The organism is Achromobacter sp. CF-sbj1-Ac2-l, assembly GCF_052698165.1.
On sequence record NZ_CP199855.1, the window covers coordinates 4,757,457 to 4,781,138 of the forward strand.

A 23,682-nucleotide genomic window follows, 5' to 3' on the forward strand; every position below is an offset into this window, starting at 1 on the left:
CCAGGGTGTCGTCCTGACGCCCTGGCCGCTGACGCCCTGCGGCTCAGCCGGCTTTGTCCGCCTTGCGCGGCTTGCGCGGCGCGTTGCGCGCCAGCCGGTCGTAGACCGCGTTGGGCAGCAGGCGCATCAGTTTCGCCACCACGCCCATCTGCCAGGGAATCACCGTGTACGTGGTGCCGCGCCCAATCGCCGCCTGGGCGCGCTGCGCGAACTTGTCGGCGTCCATCAGGAACGGCATCTTGTACGGATTGTGCGCCGTCATCGCGGTCTTGATGTACCCCGGCGCGATGGTGACGACACGGATGCCGTCGCCCGCCAGTTCCAGCCGCAGGCTTTCGCAGTAGGTCACCACCGCCGACTTGGAGGCGCTGTACGCCCCCGCGCCCGGTAGCCCGCGCACGCCGGCGACACTGGCGATGCCGACCAGCCGGCCGCCGCCGGCGGCTCGCATCGGCTCGACGAACGGCTCGAAGGTCGCCACGGTCGCCAGCAGGTTGGTGTCGACGATGGCCTTGAATACCTCGTAGTCTTCGTGATGGCCGGTCAACGTGCCGGCGCTGATGCCGGCGCTGGCGATGACCACATCCACCCGCCCCTGGCAGAACGCAATGAAATCCTGCGCCGCCGCGTGCAGCGCCTGACGGTCGCGCACGTCCACCGCGTAGCAGCGATGCTGGCCCGGCAGGCTGGCGGCCAGCTCCCGCAACGCGTCCTCGCGCCGGCCCAGCAGGCCGAGCGTGGCGCCGCTGGCGGCATAGCGCTGCGCCAACGCGCGGCCCAGGCCGCTGCTGGCGCCGGTGATGAATACTCTGTCCATGGAGGCTCGCCCCGGGTCGGATGAAAAAAGGCGGAGCCTCTCGCAAGAGAGGCCCCGCCCGCTATGCTACAGGAAGGTCGGCGCGAGTCTTACAGGAAGATCAGCGCGAAGATCGCCGCCACCAGCGCCCACTTGGACAGGTAGTACAGCGGCTTGCTCTTCTTCTTGAGCGCCTTGCCGAAGCGGCGCACCGCATACACCGCGCCGAAGATGCGATTGATGCCGCCGGTGGCGTCGCCTTCCTGGTTGGGCGCGGCCGCCGCGCGCAACAGGAAGCCGCCGACCACGCGGTTGAACGCCTGGGCCCAGCGGTAACGCATGGGGCGCTCGACGTCCGCGAACAGGATGATCCGGTTCTGGTCGGTCTTGTTTTCGGCGTAATGGATGAAGGTCTCGTCGAACACGACCGCCTCGCCGTCGCGCCAGTAGTATTCCTGGCCGTCGACGTTGATGTAGCAGTCGGGGCTGTTCGGCGTGATCAGGCCCATGTGGAAACGCAGCGAACCGGCGTACGGATCACGATGGCGCGGCAGGCGGCTTCCCGGGGGCAGCGAAGCGAACATCGCGGCCTTGATGGTCGGGATGCCCGCCAGCAGCTTGGTCGTGACCGGACAGAGGGCCTCGGCCGACGGATGGTCGGCGTCATACCACTTCAGGTAGAAGCGCTTCCAGCCCGTCTTGAAGAACGAGTTGAAGCCCGCATCGTTGTACTTGTCCGACGCCTTGATGTGGCCGTCGCCATAAAGGTTGACGGCCTCGGCGCGGATTTCCTCGCAGCGGTCCAGCAAGACCTTCAGTTCCGGGAACTGGTCCAGGTCGAGATAGGGCTTGTTGGGCACGCTGGAGAACGCGTACATGAAACAGTTCAGCGGCGCCGTGAAGGTGGAGTGATCCAATGCCTGCCGCGAGAACCGGTGTCGTACGCGGCCACGGTAGTGGACTACCGTGGCGCATACGATGAATAACGCCAGAATGAACCACTTCATTCTTTTGTCCTCAATTCACTTGCGGCGCGCCCTCTGCGCGCCCAAGCGCTATTTGTCCAACAAGGACGCGTGAAGTTCCTGCAGCGGATACACCTGCAGGCCGAGGCCTTGACGCAGGTACTGCATGCCCTCGACCGCGGCACGCGCACCGGCGATGGTGGTGAAGAAGGTCACGCGCGCAGCCAGCGCCTGCGTACGGATGGTACGCGAGTCGGCAATGGCGTTGCGGCGCTCTTCGACGGTGTTGATGACCAGCGCGATCTCGCCGTTCTTGACCATGTCGACGATGTGCGGACGGCCTTCCGTGACCTTGTTGACCAGTTGCACGGGAATGCCCGCCGCTTCGATCTCGGCCGCGGTGCCGCGCGTGGCCACCAGCTTGAAGCCCAGGGCGTGCAGGCCGCGCGCCACTTCGACGGCGCGGGGCTTGTCCTGGTTCTTGACGCTGATGAACACCGTGCCGGATTCCGGCAGGCGCACGCCGGCGGCAAGCTGCGACTTGACGAAGGCCTCGCCGAAGCTGGTGCCCACGCCCATGACTTCGCCGGTCGACTTCATTTCCGGGCCGAGGATGGTGTCCACGCCCGGGAACTTCACGAACGGGAACACGGCTTCCTTGACCGAGAAGTAAGGCGGCACGACTTCGCGGGTGACGCCCTGGGCCGCCAGCGTCTGGCCGGCCATGGCGCGCGCGGCGATCTTGGCCAGTTGCAGGCCGGTGGCCTTGGACACGTAGGGCACCGTGCGCGAAGCGCGCGGGTTCACTTCCAGCACGTAGACATCGCCGCCCTGGATGGCGAACTGCACGTTCATCAGGCCGCTGACGTTCAGGGCCTTGGCCATCATGCCGGTCTGGCGCTTGATCTCGGCGATGACGTCGGCCGACAGCGAGTACGGCGGCAAGCTGCAGGCGGAGTCGCCCGAGTGCACGCCGGCCTGCTCGATGTGTTCCATGACGCCGCCGATGAAGACGGTTTCGCCGTCGGCCAGGCAGTCCACGTCGACTTCGGTGGCGTTGTTCAGGAAGCGGTCCAGCAGCACGGGCGAGTCATTGCTGACCTTCACGGCCTCGCGCATGTAGCGTTCGAGGTCCTGCTGCTCGTGCACGATTTCCATGGCACGGCCGCCCAGCACGTAGCTGGGACGCACCACCAGCGGGTAGCCGATCTCGGCGGCGTGGGCCAGGGCCTCGGCTTCCGTGCGGGCCGTGCGGTTGGGCGGCTGGCGCAGGCCGAGCTTGTTCAGCAGCTTCTGGAAACGCTCGCGGTCTTCGGCGATGTCGATGGATTCCGGGCTGGTGCCGATGATCGGCACGCCGTTGGCTTCCAGCGCGCGCGCCAGCTTCAGCGGGGTCTGGCCGCCGTACTGGACGATCATGCCGACCGGATTTTCCTTGTGGACGATCTCCAGCACGTCTTCCAGCGTCAACGGCTCGAAGTACAGGCGGTCGGAGGTGTCGTAGTCGGTGGAGACGGTTTCCGGGTTGCAGTTGACCATGATGGTCTCGTACCCGTCGTCACGCAGCGCCAGCGCGGCATGCACGCAGCAGTAGTCGAACTCGATGCCCTGGCCGATGCGGTTCGGGCCACCGCCCAGCACCACGATCTTCTTGCGGTCGGTGGGCGCGGCTTCGCACTCTTCCTCGTAGGTCGAGTACATGTAGGCCGTGCGGGTGGCGAATTCGGCGGCGCAGGTGTCCACGCGCTTGTAGACCGGGCGCACGTTCAACTGGTGACGCAGCTTGCGCACTTCGGATTCGACCGTGTCCAGCAGGAACGCCAGGCGACGGTCGGAGAAACCGCGGCGCTTCAGTTCCCAGAGGGTGGCGTAGTCCAGGTCGGACAGCGTCTTCTGTTCGAGCGCCAGCTCGATATCGACGATTTCCTTGATCTGCGACAGGAACCAGGGGTCGATGTGCGTGATGTTGTGCACTTCGTCCAGCGTGAAGCCCTGCGCGAAGGCGTCGCCCACGTACCAGATGCGTTCCGGACCGGGTTCGCCCAGCTCGACCTGCAGCTTTTCGCGGTCGGTGGTCTTCTGGTTCAGGCCGTCGACGCCGACTTCCAGGCCGCGCAGCGCCTTCTGGAACGATTCCTGGAAGGTGCGGCCGATGGCCATGACTTCGCCCACGGACTTCATCTGGGTGGTCAGGCGCGCGTCGGCGGTGGGGAATTTCTCGAAGGCGAAACGCGGCACCTTGGTGACCACGTAGTCGATCGACGGCTCGAACGAGGCGGGCGTGGCGCCGCCGGTGATTTCGTTCTTGAGCTCGTCCAGCGTGTAGCCCACGGCCAGGCGCGCGGCGACCTTGGCGATGGGGAAACCGGTGGCCTTGGACGCCAGCGCCGACGAACGCGACACGCGCGGGTTCATCTCGATGACGATCATGCGGCCGTTCTTGGGGTTGACCGCGAACTGCACGTTCGAGCCGCCCGTGTCCACGCCGATCTCGCGCAACACCGCGATCGATGCGTTACGCATGATCTGGTATTCCTTGTCGGTCAGCGTCTGGGCCGGCGCCACGGTGATCGAGTCACCAGTGTGCACGCCCATGGGGTCCAGGTTCTCGATGGAGCAGACGATGATGCAGTTGTCCGCCTTGTCGCGGACCACTTCCATCTCGAATTCCTTCCAGCCCAGCAGCGACTCTTCGATCAGCAGCTCGCTGGTGGGCGAGGCTTCCAGGCCGCGGCGGCAGATGGTTTCGAATTCTTCGGCGTTGTAGGCGATGCCGCCGCCCGAGCCGCCCATGGTGAAGCTGGGGCGGATCACGGCGGGGAAGCCCGAGGTGCCGACTTCCGCGGCGATGCGGCGCTGCACTTCCCAGGCTTCGTCCATGCTATGGGCGACGCCCGACTTGGCCGATTCCAGGCCGATGTCGGTCATGGCCTGTTTGAACTTCTGGCGGTCCTCGGCCTTTTCGATGGCGTGCTCGTTGGCGCCGATCAGTTCGACGTTGTGCTTTTTCAGCACGCCATGGCGGGCCAGGTCGAGCGCGCAGTTCAGCGCGGTCTGGCCGCCCATGGTGGGCAGCAGCGCATCGGGCTTTTCACGCTCGATGATCTTTTCGACGGCCTGCCAGGTGATGGGCTCGATGTAGGTGACGTCGGCCGTTTCCGGGTCCGTCATGATCGTGGCGGGGTTGCTGTTCACCAGGATGGTGCGGTAACCCTCGGCCTTGAGCGCCTTGCACGCTTGCGCGCCGGAATAGTCGAATTCGCAGGCCTGCCCGATGATGATGGGGCCGGCGCCGATGATGAGAATGCTTTTTAGGTCTGTACGCTTGGGCATGATGCAATCTTTACTTTTGGCCGGACATCAGGCTGATGAACTTGTCGAACAGCTCCAGGATGTCGTGCGGACCGGGGCTGGCTTCGGGGTGGCCCTGGAAGCAGAAGGCCGGACGGTCGGTGAGCTCGAAGCCCTGCAGCGTGCCGTCGAACAGCGAGACGTGCGTGACGCGCGCATTGGCCGGCAGGCTGGCCGCATCGACCGCGAAACCGTGGTTCTGGCTGGTGATGAAGACGCGCTTGGAGGCCAGGTCCTGCACCGGGTGGTTGGCGCCGTGGTGGCCGGTCTTCATCTTGAGCGTCTTGCCGCCGACGGCCAGGCCCATGATCTGGTGGCCCAGGCAGATGCCGAACACCGGCAGCTTCTTGTCCAGGAACACGCGGGTGGCGTCGATGGCGTAGTCGCAGGGCTCGGGGTCGCCGGGGCCGTTGGACAGGAACACGCCGTCGGGATTGAGCTTCAGCACGTCCTCGGCGCTGGTCTGGGCCGGCACCAGCGTCAGGCGGCAGCCGCGGTCGGCCAGCAGGCGCAGAATGTTGGACTTGATGCCGAAGTCGTAGGCGACGACATGGAATTTGGACTGGTCCGGCTGGGTGTAGCCTTCGCCCAGTTGCCAGGTGCCCTGGGTCCAGGTGGTGCTGTCCTTGATGGACACGACCTTGGCCAGGTCCTGGCCGGCCATGCCGGCAAAGCCGCGGGCCAGTTCGACGGCGCGGTCGGCGTCCGAACCAACGAAGATGCAGGCGCCCTGGGCGCCCTTTTCACGCAGGATGCGGGTCAGCTTGCGGGTGTCGACGCCGGAAATGGCGACGATGCCCTGCTCGGACAGGTACTCGGGCAGCGATTGCGTGGAACGGAAGTTCGACACGCGGGCGGGACAGTCGCGCACCACCAGGCCGGCGGCGTAGACGCGGTTGGCTTCGACGTCCTCGGCGTTGACGCCGGTGTTGCCGATATGCGGATAGGTCAGCGTGACGATCTGGCCGCTATAGCTGGGATCGGTGAGAATTTCCTGGTACCCGGTCATCGCGGTGTTGAACACCACTTCGGCAACGGTATGCCCAGGCGCACCGATCGACACGCCTCGAAAAATGGTACCGTCCGCCAGAGCCAGAATTGCAGGAGGGAAGCGGTTGATCCCCTCGGGAAAGAGTTGCGGCAGCACAGTAAACCCCGGTTTTAGAATCGATAATCAAACCTTGGAATTATACCTTGAGCGGGCGTTTTTCCCGGGGAACCGCGCCAAATAAGGCTGAGATCGGAGATTTCAGCCGCCGCGCCAGGCCGATCACGGCCCGCCGCCGGCCTACCAACGGTGACAGCGCGGCCGGCGGCGCGGTGATACGCTAAAGCACCTTCAACCCTGATGCTGCGAGCCGTATTGTCCATGTCCAGCCAACTTGACGCCCTGCGCAATCACACCACCGTCGTCGCCGACACCGGCGATTTCGAAGCGATGAAGGCGCTGCGGCCCACCGACGCCACCACAAACCCGTCCCTTATTTTGAAGGCCGTGCAGCAGGATGCCTACCGCCCGCTGCTGGAAAAGACCGCGCGCGACCACCGCGGCGCCCCCACGCCCGAATTGATGGACCGCCTGCTGGTCGCCTTTGGCCGCGCCATCCTGGACATCGTGCCCGGCCGCGTCTCGACCGAAGTGGACGCGCGCCTGTCGTTCGACACCCGCGCCACCATCGAGCGCGCCCGCGCCCTGATCGCCCTGTACGAAGCCGCCGGCGTGCCACGCGAACGGGTGCTGATCAAGATCGCATCCACCTGGGAAGGCATCCAGGCGGCCCGCGCGCTGCAGGCCGAGGGCGTGCGCTGCAACCTGACGCTGCTGTTCTCGCTGCCGCAGGCGGTGGCCTGCGCCGATGCCCAGGTGCAGTTGATCTCGCCGTTCGTCGGCCGCATCTACGACTGGCACAAGAAGGCCGCGGGCGCCAATTGGGTCGAAGCCGACCACGCCGGCGCGCGCGACCCCGGCGTGCAGTCGGTGACCCGCATCTACCAGTACTACAAGCGTTTCGGCATCGCCACCGAGATCATGGGCGCCAGCTTCCGCAACGTCGGCCAGATCCTGGCGCTGTCGGGCTGCGACCTGCTGACCATCAGCCCCGAGCTGCTGACCCAGCTCGCGCAGACCGAAGGCGACGCCCCGGCGCAACTGCGCGCCGACGCGGTGAGCGGCGATATCGCCCGCATCGCCTCGGATGAAGTGGCGTTCCGCACCCTGCTCAATGACGACGCCATGGCCAGCGACAAGCTGGCCGAAGGCATCCGCGCGTTCGTGGCTGACGCCATCAAGCTGGACGCGCTGATCGAAGCGCAACGCGCCTGACCGCTTGCCCGGCCGGCATTGGCCGGGCGCGCTCAGCGATGATCGTGCGAATGCACCTGCAGCGCTTCCAGGAAGCGTGACACCATGTTGTAGGCCGCCACGGTGGCGGTCAATTCCACGGTCAGCTTGTCGGATCCCATGGCGGCGCGGGCCGCCTGGAACACCGGCTCGGGCACCTGCACCTGGCGCGTCATGGCGTCGGTGTAGGCCAGCACGGCGCGCTCGCGCTCGCTGAAGAGGGACGAGGCCTCCCAATCGGACAAGGCGTCCAGTTGGGCCTGCGACACGCCCTCTTTCAGCGCGATCGGCGCATGCTGGTCGGCCTCGTAGGGCGCGCCGTTGATCGCCGCCACCCGCATGATCACCAATTCGCGGATGTCGCCCGGCAGGGTCGACAACTGCCGGATCGAGGTCAGGTAGTTGAGCCAGCCGCCGGCCACGGCCGGGCTGTGCAGCAACATCTGGTACAAGTGCAGCACGCTGCCGCGTTCGGCGACGATGCGGTCGACCAGGGGTCGCGCTTCGGGATGGGACAGATCGGCGTAGGGAAGACGCGCCATGGAAACTCCGGAATAATCCGGCCGCTTGCGCCAAACGGCCAGGGGGATGGTGGACGCCCAAAAGACGAGGCGGCGCGCGCCAAAATCCCCTACGCTGCATATGCACACATTCGCAAGAACTTTGACATAATGACAACACATTGCGCACCTCCAGGACAAGCCTAGAATGAATGCGCCCACCCAGTCGCATCCGCCAGTCACGCTCGCGAACTGCGACAGCGAACCGATTCACGTCCCGGGCGCGATCCAGCCCCTGGGCGCGTTGCTCGCCTTCGATGCCGCGGGCGTGTTGCGCTACGCCAGCGAAAACGCGCCGCAGGTGCTGGGGATGCCGGTCGCATTGGGCTATCGCTGCGATCCGGCTTCGCTGCCGCCGGGCCTGGCGCGGAACCTGCCAGGCTGGCTGTCTCAGGACGATCCCGTCTTCGATCCGCTCAGCATCTCGCTGGACGGGCACGTCTACGACGTCATCGCCCACCGCAACACCGACGAACTGACGCTGATCGAACTCGAGCGCCGCGGCAACGACGCCTGCATCGCCGATCAGGCGCTGATCTACCGCAGCATCGAGCGCGTGCGGGCCCAGCGCGACATCGCCGGCCTGCTGGAGCGCGCCGTCCAAGAGGTGCAACGCGCCACCGGCTTCGACCGCGTCATGGCCTATCGCTTCCATCCTGACGACAGCGGCGAGATCGTGGCCGAGCGGCGCGGCGATCCCGCGCTCGAGGACTGGGTCGGGCGCCGCTATCCCGCCGGCGACATTCCGGCCCAGGCGCGCCGCCTGTACACCGTGAATACCTTGCGCCAGATCGCCGACGGCCAGTACCGGCCGGTGCGGGTGCTGGCGCAGGACGGCATCGACGCGCCGCTCGACATGAGCTTCTCGGTGCTGCGCAGCGTGTCGCCGGTCCATCTGGAATACATGGCGAACATGGGCGTGCGCGCCACCATGAGCCTGTCGCTGGTGATCGGCGGCAGGCTCTGGGGCATGATCGCGTGCCACCACCATTCGCCGCGCCTGGTCCCCTACCCGGCCCGGCTGGCCTGCGAGGCGCTGGCGCAGGTGCTGTCCGCGGCGCTGGCGACCATCGAGGGCAACGACCGCGCCGCGCAGACACGGCGCAATGCCGCGCTGGTCAGCCGGTTGACCGAGCGCGCGTCGGATTCCGAAAACATCCACCAGGCCCTTTCCGGCGGCCCGGAAACGCCCGCCTCGCTGATCGCCAACGACGCCGCGCTGTGCCTGTGGGGCAACAGCGTCACGGTATTCGGAGGCATCGCGCCGCGCGGCGAACTTGCCGGCATCCTGTGCGCGCTGGACCAGAGCGGGCAACGTGTCGTCCACACCAACCACATCGCGCGCGACTATCCCGAGCTGCAGACCGACCTGGTGCCCTATGCGGGCCTGCTGGCGTGCAAGTTCGATCCCATGAACAATGGTTGGCTGATCTGGTTGCGGCGCGAACAGATCGAGACCGTGGTGTGGGGCGGCAAACCCGAAAAGCAATACGCGGTGGGCAACCTGGGGCCGCGCCTGACTCCGCGCGGCTCGTTCGAGGCCTGGCGCGAGGTCATGCGCGACACCAGCCCGCCCTGGCTGCCGGCCGAACTCGAGGCGGCCGACAACCTGCGCGACGAGCTGTCGCACATTGCCACCAGCCGCGCCGCCGACGTCGACCGCGCCCGCACCGCGCTGCTGGCGATGCTGGGCCATGACCTGCGCGATCCGCTGCAATCGATTTCCATGGCGGCCACGCTGCTTTCGCGGACCGACGCCGGCGCGCGCATGGGCGAGCGCATCCGCTATTCCAGCGGACGCATGCAGCGGCTGATCTCGCAGGTGCTGGATCTATCCCGGCTGCAGGGCGGCATGGGGCTTGGCATCGAAAAGCGCGAATGCCGCCTGTCCGACCTCCTGAACGGTCTGATCGAGGAAAAGCGCCAGGCCTATCCCGGCCTGCTCATCGAGCCGGACGTGCACCCCGACCTGGTGCTGACGGCCGACACCGACCGCATCGCCCAGGTGGTCACCAACCTGATGAGCAACGCCCGCCAGCATGGCGCGCCGCGCATGCCGATCCACGTCAGCGCGATGCCGCGTGGCGACACCATCGAACTTACCGTGGCCAACCATGGCGCGCCGATCCCCGACGAGGTCATGGCGCACCTGTTCTCGCCCTTCAAGCCCGAATCCCTGGGCCAGTCGCGCAACCGCAATGGCCTCGGGCTCGGCCTGTACATCGCCGAACAGGTGGTGCGCGACCACCAGGGCGAGATCGCCGTCGACTGCCGCGACGGCCTGGTCATTTTCACCGTTACCCTGCCGCGCGACCAGGATGCGCCGCAGATCCCCGAATCTGGAGACACCCCTTGAACGACGAGCGCGCCCTACGCGTCCTGCTGGTTGACGACAATGAAATGGGCTCGGAACTGCTGGCCGAATTCCTGGCGCTGTCCGGCCTGGAAGCGCGCTGCGCAGGTACTGGCGAAGACGCGCTGCGGCAGGCCGCCACGTTCGCTCCCGAAGCAGTGCTGGTCGACATCCTGCTTCCCGACATGGACGGCTACGAGCTGGCCCGCCGGCTGCGCGAACGCAATGTGTCATCGCGCATCTACGCCCTGAGCGGCCTGGCGCGGCATGAACGGCACGAAGACGCCACCGCCCTCTTCGATGGCTGGATCGAAAAGCCCGCCGACCCCGATGCGCTGCTGACCGTGCTGCGCCAGGCAGGTTGACACCGCCATGCAAGTCGATATTTCCGCCCAGGCGCTGGCCGCGCAAGGCGTACGGCTGAAGGTGCTGGCGCAGATATTCCCGGTGCTGCGCCATGAGGCCATCGCGCCGCTATCGAACGCCACCTTGGCGGCGGCGATGCTGGGCCACGCGCCGGAAGGCGCGGATGCCGAGGCCCGGCAGCAGCGCTGCGAACGGCTCGCCGGAGACCTCAACGATATGCTGGAAGACAGCGTCAGCGTGATCCGCGACCTCGACCAGTGGTTCAGCGACAACGGCGCGATGCTGCCGCTGGCAACGCTGCTCAAGGAATGCCGCAAGCTGCTGTTCTCGCAATTGATGTGGTCCAAGCGCCGGGTCCGCTGGCCCGAGGACCCGGGCATGCTCGAACTGCCCGCTTTCAGCAGTCGTTATCTGCTCATGGCCTGGCTGCTGTGCCTGGTGGCCTGGCTGCCCGAAGACGCCGAAGTGGAGCTCGACACGGCTGACCCCTCGGCATGGCATGCCCGCTTCGCCGTGCCCGCGCAGGCGCCGGACGGGCCCGCGCTGTTCGACGCGCGCGACATCGAATGGCTGGCCGCCGATTCAGGCTGGCGCTTCGAGCGGCAGCCGCAGATCTGGTCCTTGCACCGCAACGCCGCCCCCGGCAATGAGCCCGCATGATCTCCCCGGTGCACCAACTCCTGCGCGACGGCACGCGCGACCGCCACGAGGCCCTGGATATGGGGCTGGCGCTGGCCGATGGCAACGTCAGCCCGGCCCGCTATGTGGCTTATCTGCGCGCCATGCTGGGCTGGCTTGAACCGGTGGAAAGCCGGCTGTGGCAACTGGACTGGCCCGCCTCGTTGCGGGCTGCGGACCGGGACGGCAAAAGCGCGTTGATCCGTGCCGACCTGCGGGCGGCGGGCGACAGCGCGCCGGTTCCGCAATGTCCCGATGCGCCGCGCCCGCTGGCGGCCGACGCCTATGCGCTGGGCGTGGCTTACGTGGTCGAGGGTTCGCAATTGGGAGGACGCTTCCTGGCCAAGCGGCTCGAAGCCGCCGATCCGCCGTTGCCGCTGCGCTACCTGCGCGGCTATGGCGATGAGGTCGGACCACTGTGGAAGGGTTTCCTGCAACACCTGGACGTGGCGGCGCAAGGACAGGAAACGCAGGCGCTGAAAGGCGCGCGCGACGCGTTCGACAGCCTCGCCGCCTGGCTCCGGGACCAGGGCGCCCTGCAGAGCCCGGGCCAGCGATAGCCGCCGGGCCGCGCCAGCGCGCGGCTCCGGGACGGCCAGCGGGTCAGATCTTCTCGGTCTCGCCCGACTTCGGCTGCCACTTCATCAAACGTTTTTCACCGATCCCGACGATGTAATCCAGCACCAGCGCGAACGCGGTCAGCACCACGATGCCGGCGAACACCGTGTTGACGTCGAAGGTGCCCTCGGCCTGCAGGATCAGGTAGCCGACGCCGCTGGCCGAGCCCAGGTATTCGCCCACCACCGCGCCGACGAAGGCCAGGCCCACCGAGGTGTGCAGGCTGGAGAACACCCAACTGGTGGCCGACGGCAGGTAGACGTGGCGCAGCAACTGGCGCCGGCGCGCGCCCAGCATGCGGGCGTTGTCCAGCAGCGTCGGACTGACTTCGCGCACGCCCTGGTAGACGTTGAAGAAGACGATGAAGAACACCAGCGTCACCGCCAGCGCCACCTTGGACCAGATGCCGAGCCCGAACCACATGCCGAAGATCGGCGCCAGGATCACGCGCGGCATGGAGTTGGCCGCCTTGATGTAGGGATCGAGAATCGCGCTGGCGCGCGGCGACAGGCCCAGCCACAGGCCGAAGGCCAGGCCGGCGATGGTGCCGATGAAAAAGGCCAGCACGGTTTCGGTCAGCGTGACCCACAGGTGGGTGTAGATGTCGGCGTTGGTGACGAACCAGGCCCAGATGCGGCCCCATACCTTGAGGGGCTCGCCGAAGAAGAACGCCACCTTGGAATCGCGCGAGGCGAAATGCCACACGCCCAGGATGACGACGAGCAGCAGCAACTGCCAGAAGCGCAGGCTGGCGGAACCTGGTTTGAACGACTTGGACATGGTCAGGGCCTGTTCATGGGGAAGCGGGCGTGGCCGGGATCAGGCACGGCCTCAGGCCCGCTTCTGTTGTTGGGCATAGCCCTTGAGCACTTCCTCGCGCAGCACGGCCCAGATGGCCGCATGCAGTTCGACGAAGCGCAGGTTGTTGCGCACCTCGGCCACGTCGCGCGGACGCGGCAGGTCGATGGCGAATTCGCCGATGGGATGCGTGCCTGGCCCGGCCGACAGCACCACCACGCGGTCGCTCATGGCGATGGCTTCGTCCAGGTCATGGGTGATGAACAGCACCGCCTTGCGCTTGGCCATCCACAGGTCCAGCACCTCGTTTTCCATCAGTTGGCGCGTCTGGATGTCGAGCGCCGAGAACGGCTCGTCCATGAGGATGATGTCGGGGTCGCGGATCAGCGTCTGCGCCAGCATGGCGCGCTTGCGCATGCCGCCGGACATCTGGTGCGGATAGCGGCTCTCGAAGCCGCCCAGGCCGACGCGGCGCATCCAGTCGCGGCCGCGCTCGAGCGCCTCGTCACGCGGCACGCCGGCGAAATCCAGCCCGGCCACCACGTTGTCGAGCGCGCTGCGCCAAGGCAGCAGCGCCTCGCCCTGGAACATGTACCCGGCGCGCGAATTGATGCCCGACAGCGGCTGGCCGAAGACCTTTACCTGGCCCGACGACGGCGCCAGCAGGCCGGCGCTGACGTTGAGCAGGGTGGACTTGCCGCAGCCCGTGGGGCCCACCACCGACACGAACTCGCCCGGCGCGATGGCCAGGCTCGTGTCGCTGACGGCGGTGTAGCGCTGCGAGCGGTCGTCGCGGGAGACGAAGGTGCAGCTGATGTTTTCCAGCGATAGCGCGGCTTCAGCCATTGGGGTACTTCTCGTTGGCGCGGCGGGCGAAATCGTTGGTCCAGACCTTGGACGGATCGATCTTGGCGCCGTCGAAATCCGCCTGGTACGCAGCCAGGGCCTTGAGCGCGGTGGCGGCGCCGTCCTCGGGGATCATGCCGTCGGGCGACAGGCCCTCGAGGCTCTTGCCGATGGCGGCCTTGTACACCGCCGGGTCGCCCAGCAGGTACGTTTCCGGCACGACCTTGGCGATCTCGTCGGGACCGGCCTTCTGGATCCACTTGTCGGCGCGCACCATGGCGTTGGTGAGCGCCTGCACGGTATTCGGATTGGCGTCGACGAACGCCTGCGGCGCGTACAGGCAGCCGGCCGGCATGTTGCCGCCGAAGATGTCCTGCGTGTCCTTGAGCGTGCGGGTGTCGACGATGATCTGGATGTCACCCGGCATTTCCAGCATCGACACCACGGGGTCGGTGTTGGAGATGGCGTCGATCTGGCCGCTGCGCAGCGCGGTCACCGCGCCGGCGCCAGCGCCCACGCCGATGATGGAAACGTCGGAAGCCTTCAGGCCGTGCTTGGCCAGGAAGAAGCTGACCACCATGTTGGTGGACGAGCCCGGCGCGGTCACGCCGATCTTCTTGCCCTTCAGGTCGGCCGGGCCCTTGTAGTTGGGCAGGTTCTTCTTGGAGACGCCCACGCCGATCATCGGCGCGCGGCCCTGCAGCACGAAGGCGCGGTAGGCCTGGCCCTTCGATTGCATGGCAAGGGTGTGCTCGAAGGCGCCCGAGACCACGTCGGCGCTGCCGCCCACCACGGCCTGCAGCGCCTTGGAGCCGCCGGCGAAGTCGGCGATGGAGACGTCCAGGCCCTCGTCCTTGAAGTAACCGCGCGCCTCGGCGATGGACAGCGGCAGGTAGTAGATCAGGGGCTTGCCGCCCACGGCGATCTGGACCTTGGTCTTCTCCAGCTTCTGGGCGCGCACGATGGCGGGGGCCATGCCCATGACGCCGGCGGCGCCGGCCATCTTGAGCAGATCACGACGTGTGACTGACATGTGTTGTCTCCTTGGGTGCGGGGATACCGATAGCGCCGGTCTGCGCCAGCTTGTCGATAGCCGCTGAATCATACCCCAGCGATTTCAGGACTTCCTCGGTATGTTCCCCTAATGACGGACCGATCCAGCGGGTGCCGCCCGGGGTTTCCGAGAGCTTGGGCACCACCGCAGGCAGCTTGACCGGACTGCCGTCGGCGAAGTGGTGCTGCTCGATCATGCGGCGCGCCAGGAACTGCGGATCGCTGAACATGTCGGCCACGCTGTAGATCTTGCCGACCGGCACGTCGGCCGCCTTCAGGGTGTTGAGCGCTTCCTCGATGCCGCGGCCATCGCACCATTGCTGGATGGCGCCGTCGATCTCGGCGACCCGGCGGGCGCGGCCATCGTTGCGCACCAGGTCCGGGTCCGAGGCAAGGTCGTCGCGGCCGATGGCCAGCATCAGGCGGTGGAAGATCGCGTCGCCATTGCCGGCGATGACGATGTTCTGGCCGTCGCGCGTGGTGTAGGTGTTGGACGGCACGATGCCGGGCAGCGCGCCGCCGGTGCGTTCGCGCACCACGCCGGCCACGTCATATTCGGGCACCAGGCTTTCCATCATGTTGAACACGGCCTCATACAGCGCCACGTCGACCATCTGGCCCTGCCCCGCCTGGCATCCTTCGCCCTGCACGCCGTTCCAGCGGCCGCCGGTGGCGTCGCGGTGGCGCAGCGCCATCATCGCGCCGATCACGCCATGCAGCGCGGCGATCGAATCGCCGATCGAGATGCCGACCCGCAGCGGCGGCCGGTCGGGATGCCCCGACACGTAGCGCAGGCCGCCCATGGATTCGCCGATGGCGCCGAAGCCCGGTTGATCCTTCATCGGGCCGGTCTGGCCGTAGCCGGACAGGCGCACCATGATGAGGGCGGGATTGATGGCGCGCAACTGCTCGAAGCCCAGGCCCCACTTCTCGAGCACGCCGGGGCGGTAGTTCTCGACCACCACGTCGGCGTCCAGCGCCAGTTTGCGGGCGATTTCGCGGGCCTCGGGATGCTTGAGATTGAGGGCAATGGATTGCTTGTTGCGGGCCTGCACCGTCCACCACAGCGAATTGCCTTCATGCAGGTGGCGCCAACTGCGAATGGGGTCGCCCCCGCCCGTGCCGTCGGGACCGTGCGGCGTTTCCACCTTGATGACGTCGGCGCCGAATTCGCCGAAGATGCGCGCGGCGAACGGGCCGGCGATGAGCGTGCCGAGTTCCAGGACCTTCAGGCCGGTCAGGGCTGACATGTTGGTTGTCTTCCTCTCGTGGAGGCCGCGCCGCGCGGGCGGGCCGTTTTTCCAATGCCCGCCGGTACATTGCCGGCGCGCTATTGTGGGGGCGTGTCAGGTGGTCTTGCGCTCCATCAGCGCCCAGGCGATGGTGCCGGCGTCCACGTATTCCAGCTCGCTGCCGGCCGGCACGCCGCGCGCCAGGCGCGTGACCCGCAGGCCGCGCTCGCCCAGGGCCTCGCCCAGGAAATGCGCGGTGGTCTCGCCTTCGGCGGTGAAGTTGGTGGCCAGGATAACCTCCTGCACCACGCCGTCGGTGGCGCGGCGGATGACGCGGTCGAAATCCAGCTCGCGCGGGCCGATGCCCTCGAGCGGCGCGACGCGTCCCATCAGCACGTAGTACAGGCCGCGGTAGCCGTGGCTGGACTCGATCATGTTCTGATCGGCCGGCGTCTCGACGATGCACAGTAGCGAGGGATCGCGCTTGGGATTGGCGCAGGTCGCGCACACGTCTTCTTCGGCGAAGCTGTTGCAACGCGAGCAGTGGCGCAGGTCGCGCACGGCGCCGGCCAGCGCGCGTCCGAGCATGTCGGCGCCCTGGGGGTCGTGCTGCAACAGGTGATAGGCCATGCGTCGCGCGGAACGCACACCCACGCCGGGCAGGCGCCGCAGCGCCTCGATCAGCGAGACCAGCGGTTCGGGTTCGGGCAGTAGAGGGTCCATGACACGACGGCAACTTGCGGACGGCAAAGGCCGCGCCGCCCGGGGCGGCGGCGGCCGGAACGTTCGATCAGAACGGCAGCTTCATGCCCGGGGGCAGCGGCATGCCGGCGGTGACGGACGCCATCTTTTCCTGCGAGGTGGCTTCGGCCTTGCGCAGCGCGTCGTTGAAGGCGGCGGCGACCAGGTCTTCCAGCATGTCCTTGTCGTCGGCCAGCAGCGACGGATCGATTTCGACGCGCTTGACGTCGTGGCGGCAGGTCATGGTGACCTTGACCAGGCCGCCGCCGGAGGCGCCTTCGACCTGGATCTCGGCCAGCGCGTCCTGCGCCTTCTTCATGTTTTCCTGCATCTGCTGCGCCTGGCGCATCAGGCCGGCCAGTTGTCCTTTCATCATGATGGAGCTTCCTTGAACGAGGGAATGTAGGGATTTGCCGGCGCGTTACGCGGCGGCGGAAGGAGAGTCGACGTGGCGGATCGAACCGGCCACGACATGGGCGCCGAAGTCTGCCACCAGCGCCTGCACGAAGGGATCGACGGCGACCGCGTCCTCGGCGGCCTGCTGGCGCGCCGCGCGCTCGGCCTGGGCCACGGCGTGGGCCGTGGCTTCACCGACCGCGCCGACGTCCACGTCCAGCCGGATGCCCTGGCCGAAGTGTTCGCACAGCACCGTCTGCAGGCGCACGCGGCTTTCGCTTTCGGCCAGCGTCTTGACGGCCACGCGCAGGATGATGGCATCGCCCTGCACGCCGGCCCATTCGCTCTGGCGCGCCAGTTCGGCGGCCAGGCCGGTGACCGGCAGGCGCGCGGCCAGTTCGGGCCAGGCGGCGGAGGTCATGTCGGCCAGGCGCGCGCGCGACTGGCGCTTGCGGGCCGGGGCCGGGCCTTCGCGCCGGGCCGGCGCCGCCGACGGGGCGGGCGCGACAGAGGGCGCGCTGGCCAGCGTTTCGAAATCGTCGTCGGGGTCGGACGTGAAGCCGCCGTCGGGCGCGAAGCCAGCATCAGGCACGAAGCCGCCTTCGGCCTCGAACGGGATTTCCTCATCGACCCAGGACGGCGGACCGTCATCATCGGCGGCCGGCGCGACCGCGGCGGCCGCGGGCGTCACGGCCAGCGGGGCCGACTTGGCGGGCGCCGGGCTGGCGGAGGCCTCCGTGGCTGGGGCACGCGCCGCGGACGCATCCGCGACGGCGGGCGCGGCAACGGGCGCTGCCGTGGCCGGCACGCTCGGCGCGGCGGTATTCATGGGGGACGACGGCTGGGCAGCGGCGTCGACGGCCGCCGGGGCGGAACCCGCGGCGGTCGGCGCATCTTCCCAAGGCGGCACGCTGGCAGCGGCCGGCTGGGCGGGCGCGGCGACGGGTGCGGCAACAGGCGCTGCGACAGGCGGTATAGCCACCGCAGTGGGCGCAACAGCCGCGGGCGCGTCGGCCGGCGCCGGCGCGACGTTCGCTTGCGGCACGCTGCCGGGGGAGGACGGCGCGGGGGCTGTCGCCACGGGGACCGGCGTGGGCGCAACGGGTTGCGCCACCGGCGCGACCCGTTCCACCACCGGCGCGGCGGCGACCGGCGCCGCTTGCGGCGGCTGCGCGGCGGCCACGGCGGGCTCGGCCGTCTGGCGGGCCGGCGTGGCGGGCGCTTCGATGGCGGTCTGCGGACCGGCGTCACCGTTGAGCGCCAGCATGCGCAGGCAGGCCATGATGAAACCGGCGTACTCGTCCGGCGCCAGCGTCAGTTCGCCGCGGCTGTGCACCGCCACCGAGTAGAACAGTTGCACCGCGTCGGGATGCAGGGTCTGCGCCAGGCGGGCGATGTCGGCCGCCAGCGGATCCTCGGCCGGCATCACGCCGGACACGCGCTGCTCGATGGCGACGCGCGACAGCAGCACCGCCAGGTCGGCCAGCGCGCCGGCGTACGACAGGCCGCGGGTGGCGAGTTCGTCGGCCACCGCCAGCACGCCCTTGGCGTCGCCGGTGGACAGCGCGTCCAGCAGGCGCACCAGGTGGCGCTGGTCGATGGTGCCGAGCATGCCGCGCACGGCGTCCTCGGTGAGATTGCCGGCACTATAGGCGATGGCCTGGTCGGTCAGCGACAGCGCATCGCGCATCGAGCCCGACGCGGCCTGGCCGATCAGCCGCAGGGCGGGCACTTCGAAGCCGACCTGTTCCTCGCCCAGCACCGCCTGCAGGTGGCCCACGATGGAGTCGGCCGGCATCTGCTTCAGATTGAATTGCAGGCAGCGCGACAGCACCGTGACCGGGATCTTCTGCGGATCGGTGGTGGCGAGGATGAATTTGACGTGCGGCGGCGGCTCTTCCAGCGTCTTGAGCATCGCGTTGAACGCGTGCCCGGTGAGCATGTGCACTTCGTCGATCATGTAGACCTTGAAGCGGCCCGCGCCCGGCGCGTAGACGGCCTGCTCCAGCAACTGGGTCATTTCCTCGACGCCGCGGTTGGAGGCCGCGTCCAGTTCGAGGTAGTCGACGAAACGCCCGGCATCGATCTCGGTGCAGGCGCGACAGACGCCGCAGGGCTTGGAAGTGATGCCGGTTTCGCAGTTGAGCGATTTGGCCAGGATACGCGACAGCGTGGTCTTGCCGACGCCGCGGGTGCCGGTGAACAGCCAGGCGTGGTGCAGGCGCTGGGTGTCGAGCGCATGCGTCAGCGCGCGCACCACGTGATCCTGTCCCACGAGGGTATCGAACGATCGCGGCCGCCACTTGCGGGCCAGTACCAGATAAGTCATGGCGGGATTGTAGAGCCTTTGCAAGAGCCGATGCGATTGCCGGCGCGAAATGCAAAGGGGACGGAATCATCTTCCGGGGAAATCCCCTTGGAAAACAACCCCGTCCCCTTTGCGAAAACCGGTTGGCGAGCCTTACTCCGGCACTGACCCTAAACGACTATGGCTGCTTCGTTCCCGACCTGACCAGGTTCACCGTCGAACCATGCGAAGGGGCCCGCCAAGCAAGATTCTAGCAGAGCTTCGCGTTGCTCGCTCGGCTAGCCTCTTGCTTGGCGGGCCCCGGGGGGCTGTATGTGCGCCCCCTCCCCGGCCCTCCCCCCGAGGGGGAGGGGGAGAAGACGTTGCTTCGCTTGTCTTGGCGGCTCGCTTCGCTTTGCCTGGCTCTGTCTTGGCTTACCTTGCCTTTACTTCACTTGGCTCGCTTCGCTTTGCCTGGCTCTGCCTTGGCTTGCCTTGCCTTTACTTCGCTTGGCTCGCTTCGCTTTGCCTGGCTCTGCCTTGGCTTGCCTTGCCTTTACTTCGCTTGGCTCGCTTCGCTTTGCCTGGCTCTGCCTTGGCTTGCCTTGCCTTTACTTCGCTTGGCTCGCTTCGCTTTGCCTGGCTCTGCCTTGGCTTGCCTTGCTTTTACTTCGCTTGGCTTGCTCCGCTTTGCCTGCCTCGCTTGCTTTGGCTTGGCTTGCCCTGGTTGGGCAGGGGGGCTGCTACAGGTCGATCCAGGCGCGGGCGCGGGGGAAGTAGAGGGCGGCGCGGGCTTTGCGGCCGTCCAGGGCGGTGACTTGGGCGCAGTAGCGCAGGAGTTGGTCGCCGTGGCGTTGGCGCATGCGTTGGGCGAAGGCGGCGGGGGATTCGTTGGGTTGGGGGCGGCCTGTTTTGTAGTCGACGATGAGCCAGCCGTCTTCGGTGCTGAGGGCCAGATCGATGACGGAGACCTTGCCGGCGGCGTCGATGAGGGGCCATTCGCGGCGGGCGCCGGATTGGGAGAGGAGCCAGAGGCCGCGGTCGTCGGCGAGGGTCGACTGGAGCGTGTCCAGGACGGCTTCGGCGGCGGCGTCGGCCTGGCTGGCGGGGATGCCGGCGCGGGTCAGTTGGCGGCGCATGGCGGGCAGGCGCTGGGCCAGGGTGTCGGCCGGCCAGGCCGCGATGCCGTCCTGGCCGATGCGGGCCAGCCAGGCGTGGGCCAGGGTGCCGATGGCGGCGTCGTAGCCGGATTCGAGTTGCCAGGCCGGATGTTCGGCGCTGTCGCCCCAGGCGCCGCGCGCGGCGGCGGCGAAGCCGGGGCTGATGGCGATGTCTGCCTGCCGCGCCAATTGCGCCAGGCCGTCGCGGTGCAGCCGGCGCAGCGGTTCGCCCTGCCACTCGGGCGCGTCGGCCACGGGCTCGGCCGTGTCGCCGTCGGCGGCCGGCGGCACCGGAGTCGCCAAGCAGGGCCAGAGGCGGCCCAGCAGGCTCGCGGAGGATGGCGTCTTGGGCTGGCCGCTGGCCTCGTCGACGCTGACGTGGCCGACCAGATGCAGGCGCTTGCGGGCGCGGGTGGCGGCGACGTACAGCAGGCGGTCAATCTCATAGGAGGCGCGGCGGGCCTCGCGCGCGCCCAGGTAGCGCGACACGGGATCGGCCTCGGTTTCGGCGCGCGGCTTGACCGGGCCGAACAGCACGCGCCCGCCGCTTTGCTCGAAGCGCACCAGCGGCGGCTGGTCGCCGCGCGGCGCGCGATGCAGGCCGTACAGGATCACGGTCTCGAACTGCAGGCCCTTGGACTTGTGCATGGTCATGATCTCGACCGCGGCCTCTTCGTCGGCGGCGTCGGGCGCCGCGAACAGGCGCGCGATGCCGGTATCCAGCGCGGCCGCGTCGATGGCCCCGTGCGGCGCCAGGCGCTCGACCAACTGGAACAGGCTTTCGGCGTCGTTGGCGACCGACGGACCGCTGTAGAGCGCCGGCCCGCCCAGGCGGCGCCACAGCGTCTCGACCCAGGCCGCGAACGGCATCGCCCCCGAGGCATTGCGCGTATCCAGCAATATCGCCGCCACCTGCCGCAGGCGCGCGTATTCATCGGGGCGCAGCAAGGTCTCGGCCGAACGCGGAGTATCGGCGCCGCTGAACGAGGGCTCGCCATCGCTCGCCGCGATCGGCGTCAACGCCGGATCAACACGCGAGGCATCAGGCGCCGCATCGGCGAACAAGGCCCCTTGCGCCGGGTTCTCGGTGTCGTCGAACAGCGATCCCTGACGCGCCGCCGGCGCGGTGGCCAAGGGCGCCGCCACGGCCTTCGCCGGCGCCGGGCGCAACAGGCGCTCCAGCAGCACCGGCACCGGCGTCACGTGGTCGGCGCCGAACAGGCGCTGCAACGACTCCAGCGTCAGGCCACAGAACGGCGCGCGCAGCACCGACAGCCACGCCAGCCGGTCGCCCGGATGCGACAGCGCCCGCACCAGTTGCACCAGGTCCGCCACCACCGGCCGCAGCGCCAGCGGCACCAGGTCCACCGCGCGGCAGCGGATGCCTTCCTGCGCCAGCCGACGCGTCAGGTTGCCCAGGTGGCTGCGGGCCCGCACCAGGATGGCGACCGGGTGCTTGCTGCCCGCGTGTTCGGCCAGCGCCTGCCGCACCAGGCCGACGGCGATGTCCTCGGCCTGTTCCTCGGCCGGCGCGGCGCCGGCGCGCGACCAGGCGGGGTGGAAGCGCACGGCCGCATCCGGCAAGGCCTCGTGAAAAGCCGTGGACGGGCTGTACTTGATGGCGCCCGCGGCGGCGTCGCTGCGCTTGGGCAAGAGTTGCGCGAACGACTGGTTGACCCAGTCGACGATGCCGGCCTGCGAGCGGAAATTGTCGGTCAGGTTGAGGAAACCCGGTTGCAGTTCGCCCACGCCCGTTTCCGCGACTTCGAGGAACAGCCCCACCTCCGCCTTGCGGAAACGGTAGATCGACTGCATCGGATCGCCCACCAGGAACAGGCTGCGGCCGTCGCCCTCCTGCCAGCCGGAGGTCAACGTTTTCAACAGATCGAGCTGCGTCTGGCTGGTGTCCTGGAATTCGTCGATCAGCAGATGGCGGATGGACGCGTCGAGCTTGAGCAGCAGCTCGCCCGGATCGTCGGCGCTGCCCAGCGCCGAGGCGGCGCGCTGCGAGATCTCGATGAAATCGACCTCGCCGGTGTCGGCAAAGCGCAGCCGCAATTGCGCCACCGCCAGCGCCAGCGTCATCAACTGCGCGCCCAGCACTTCCCATTGGGCGTCGCTCAAGCGCGGCGCGGGAATGTCGCGCACCGCGGCCAGGCGCCGCACCCACGGGGCGTCACCATCGGCGCTCTCGAGCCAGGCGACGAAGGGTTCTTTATGCGCGCACTTGGCGGGAAAGCCCAGGTTCTTGTTGACGGTCTTGCGCAGCGACCCGGTGCCGGTCAGCAGCAGATGGGCCACGGCGCGCCATTGCTCCAGCACTTCGGCGTCGGCCGGCAGTTCCTCGGTCCAGTCGAGCAAGGCCGCCAGGCGGTCGTCCTCGCCGCCGTCCTGCAATTGCGCCGCGGCCAGCCGCGCCGGGCCGCACAGCGCGTCGGCCCAGCCGTAGGGCATGGCCTCGCACAGCGCGTCCAGGTCTTCGCCGATGGCCTCGGCCAGGGTTTCCTCCAGCGCCTCGCGGTCGGAACCATGGCGCAGCAGCGGCAGCCACTGGTCGCGCTGGCCGAGCATGTCGGCGATGGCGTCCTTGGCCGCCTGCACGTCCACGTCCATGTGCTGCAGCAGGATGCGGACCGCGTCGTAGTCGTCCGCCAGATCGAGCGTGGCGCGCGCCGCCGCTTCGTAATGGGCGCGGGCGTCGTCGGTGATCTCGGGCATGCCGCCCAGTTCGGACAGCCACGGCATGCTGCGGACCAGGCCGGCGCAGAACGAGTCGATGGTGCGGATCGCCAGCCGCGCCGGATGCTCCAGCAGGTGCCATTCCTGTTCGGCGTTGCGCGACAGCGCGGCGCGCGCCAGTTCCCAGCTACGGCGTTCGTGCGCGGCCTCGGGCGGCGCGTCCAGGCCGCGGCGCAGCTTGCTCAGCACGCGCGCATGCATCTCAGAAGCCGCCTTGCGCGTGAAGGTGATGGCGACGATTTCCTCGGGGCGGTTGACGGTGGCCAGCAGCGCCAGGATGCGGTCGGTCAGCAGTTCCGTCTTGCCGGAGCCGGCGGGCGCCTGCACCAGGAAAGAGCGTGCGGGGTCCAGCGCCGCCGCGCGCGCGGCATGGTCCTGGGGCTGGCGTTCCATATCGGCCAT

At 68.2% G+C, this 23,682-nt stretch carries 18 protein-coding genes and 1 other RNA gene; 5 read left to right on the plus strand and 14 right to left on the minus strand.

The features are described 5' to 3' along the window. Window positions 1-43: 43 nt before the first annotated feature. The 4 genes from ACUDCK_RS21760 to carA all read right to left on the minus strand — a co-directional run bounded on the left by ACUDCK_RS21760 (window position 44) and on the right by carA (window position 6,259). Entirely contained in the window at window positions 44-817 is a 774-nt protein-coding gene (locus tag ACUDCK_RS21760) for an SDR family oxidoreductase (protein WP_054501098.1), read from the minus strand. A gap of 89 nt (window positions 818-906) precedes the next feature. Continuing rightward, a complete protein-coding gene (gene lpxO, locus ACUDCK_RS21765; RefSeq protein WP_144655300.1) occupies window positions 907-1,803 on the minus strand; it encodes a lipid A hydroxylase LpxO in 897 nt (298 codons plus the stop codon). A 48-nt stretch (window positions 1,804-1,851) separates the two neighbouring features. After that, on the minus strand, window positions 1,852-5,094 hold the full coding sequence (carB, locus tag ACUDCK_RS21770; RefSeq protein ID WP_054501096.1) for a carbamoyl-phosphate synthase large subunit: 3,243 nt from the start codon (window positions 5,092-5,094) through the stop codon (window positions 1,852-1,854). 10 nt (window positions 5,095-5,104) lie between these two features. Continuing rightward, window positions 5,105-6,259 (minus strand): glutamine-hydrolyzing carbamoyl-phosphate synthase small subunit, encoded by a 1,155-nt coding sequence (gene carA, locus ACUDCK_RS21775; RefSeq protein WP_054501095.1) that lies wholly within the window; start codon window positions 6,257-6,259, stop codon window positions 5,105-5,107. Window positions 6,260-6,481: 222 nt separating this feature from the next. On the opposite strand from carA, the gene tal reads away from it, so the two are divergent. Further along, window positions 6,482-7,435: a transaldolase gene (tal, locus tag ACUDCK_RS21780; RefSeq protein WP_054501094.1), complete on the plus strand. Its 954-nt coding sequence runs from the start codon at window positions 6,482-6,484 to the stop codon at window positions 7,433-7,435. 32 nt (window positions 7,436-7,467) lie between these two features. Here tal and ACUDCK_RS21785 read toward each other — a convergent pair whose 3' ends face one another. Next, complete coding sequence (locus ACUDCK_RS21785; protein WP_100504158.1) at window positions 7,468-7,995, minus strand: carboxymuconolactone decarboxylase family protein; 528 nt, start codon at window positions 7,993-7,995, stop codon at window positions 7,468-7,470. A gap of 166 nt (window positions 7,996-8,161) precedes the next feature. On the opposite strand from ACUDCK_RS21785, the gene ACUDCK_RS21790 reads away from it, so the two are divergent. Genes ACUDCK_RS21790 through ACUDCK_RS21805 form a run of 4 tightly spaced genes read left to right on the plus strand, consistent with a single transcriptional unit; the run spans window position 8,162 to window position 11,970 of the window. Next, the gene (locus tag ACUDCK_RS21790; protein ID WP_175167543.1) at window positions 8,162-10,369 is read left to right on the plus strand and encodes an ATP-binding protein; all 2,208 of its coding nucleotides are present in this window, start codon (window positions 8,162-8,164) and stop codon (window positions 10,367-10,369) included. Further along, complete coding sequence (locus tag ACUDCK_RS21795; RefSeq protein WP_054501091.1) at window positions 10,366-10,731, plus strand: response regulator; 366 nt, start codon at window positions 10,366-10,368, stop codon at window positions 10,729-10,731. The genes ACUDCK_RS21790 and ACUDCK_RS21795 overlap by 4 nt, the downstream gene beginning before the upstream one ends. Before the next feature lie 7 nt (window positions 10,732-10,738). Continuing rightward, entirely contained in the window at window positions 10,739-11,392 is a 654-nt protein-coding gene (locus ACUDCK_RS21800; protein WP_116792850.1) for a hypothetical protein, read from the plus strand. Further along, entirely contained in the window at window positions 11,389-11,970 is a 582-nt protein-coding gene (locus tag ACUDCK_RS21805) for a biliverdin-producing heme oxygenase (RefSeq protein WP_064524051.1), read from the plus strand. The genes ACUDCK_RS21800 and ACUDCK_RS21805 overlap by 4 nt, the downstream gene beginning before the upstream one ends. 43 nt (window positions 11,971-12,013) lie before the next feature. On the opposite strand, the gene ACUDCK_RS21810 is transcribed toward ACUDCK_RS21805, so the two are convergent. The 9 genes from ACUDCK_RS21810 to ACUDCK_RS21850 all read right to left on the minus strand — a co-directional run bounded on the left by ACUDCK_RS21810 (window position 12,014) and on the right by ACUDCK_RS21850 (window position 23,682). Continuing rightward, a complete protein-coding gene (locus ACUDCK_RS21810) occupies window positions 12,014-12,808 on the minus strand; it encodes an ABC transporter permease (RefSeq protein ID WP_049075402.1) in 795 nt (264 codons plus the stop codon). A gap of 51 nt (window positions 12,809-12,859) precedes the next feature. Continuing rightward, window positions 12,860-13,672: an ABC transporter ATP-binding protein gene (locus ACUDCK_RS21815; RefSeq protein ID WP_054501088.1), complete on the minus strand. Its 813-nt coding sequence runs from the start codon at window positions 13,670-13,672 to the stop codon at window positions 12,860-12,862. After that, entirely contained in the window at window positions 13,665-14,705 is a 1,041-nt protein-coding gene (locus ACUDCK_RS21820) for an ABC transporter substrate-binding protein (protein WP_035359350.1), read from the minus strand. Before ACUDCK_RS21820 ends, ACUDCK_RS21815 begins: the two co-directional genes overlap by 8 nt. Continuing rightward, on the minus strand, window positions 14,686-15,975 hold the full coding sequence (locus ACUDCK_RS21825) for a CaiB/BaiF CoA transferase family protein (protein WP_064524049.1): 1,290 nt from the start codon (window positions 15,973-15,975) through the stop codon (window positions 14,686-14,688). Before ACUDCK_RS21825 ends, ACUDCK_RS21820 begins: the two co-directional genes overlap by 20 nt. Before the next feature lie 96 nt (window positions 15,976-16,071). Next, window positions 16,072-16,680, minus strand: a complete 609-nt coding sequence (gene recR, locus ACUDCK_RS21830; RefSeq protein WP_006385499.1) for a recombination mediator RecR — start codon at window positions 16,678-16,680, stop codon at window positions 16,072-16,074. 67 nt (window positions 16,681-16,747) lie between these two features. Further along, window positions 16,748-17,074 carry a YbaB/EbfC family nucleoid-associated protein gene (locus ACUDCK_RS21835; protein ID WP_006385500.1) on the minus strand — a complete coding sequence of 109 codons (327 nt, stop codon included), beginning with the start codon at window positions 17,072-17,074 and terminating at the stop codon, window positions 16,748-16,750. A gap of 45 nt (window positions 17,075-17,119) precedes the next feature. Then, a complete protein-coding gene (gene dnaX / locus ACUDCK_RS21840; RefSeq protein WP_175167542.1) occupies window positions 17,120-19,423 on the minus strand; it encodes a DNA polymerase III subunit gamma/tau in 2,304 nt (767 codons plus the stop codon). Window positions 19,424-19,544: 121 nt separating this feature from the next. Beyond that, window positions 19,545-19,642, minus strand: an RNA gene (ffs, locus tag ACUDCK_RS21845) — signal recognition particle sRNA small type. Between the two features lie 482 nt (window positions 19,643-20,124). Further along, entirely contained in the window at window positions 20,125-23,682 is a 3,558-nt protein-coding gene (locus tag ACUDCK_RS21850) for a UvrD-helicase domain-containing protein (protein ID WP_175167541.1), read from the minus strand.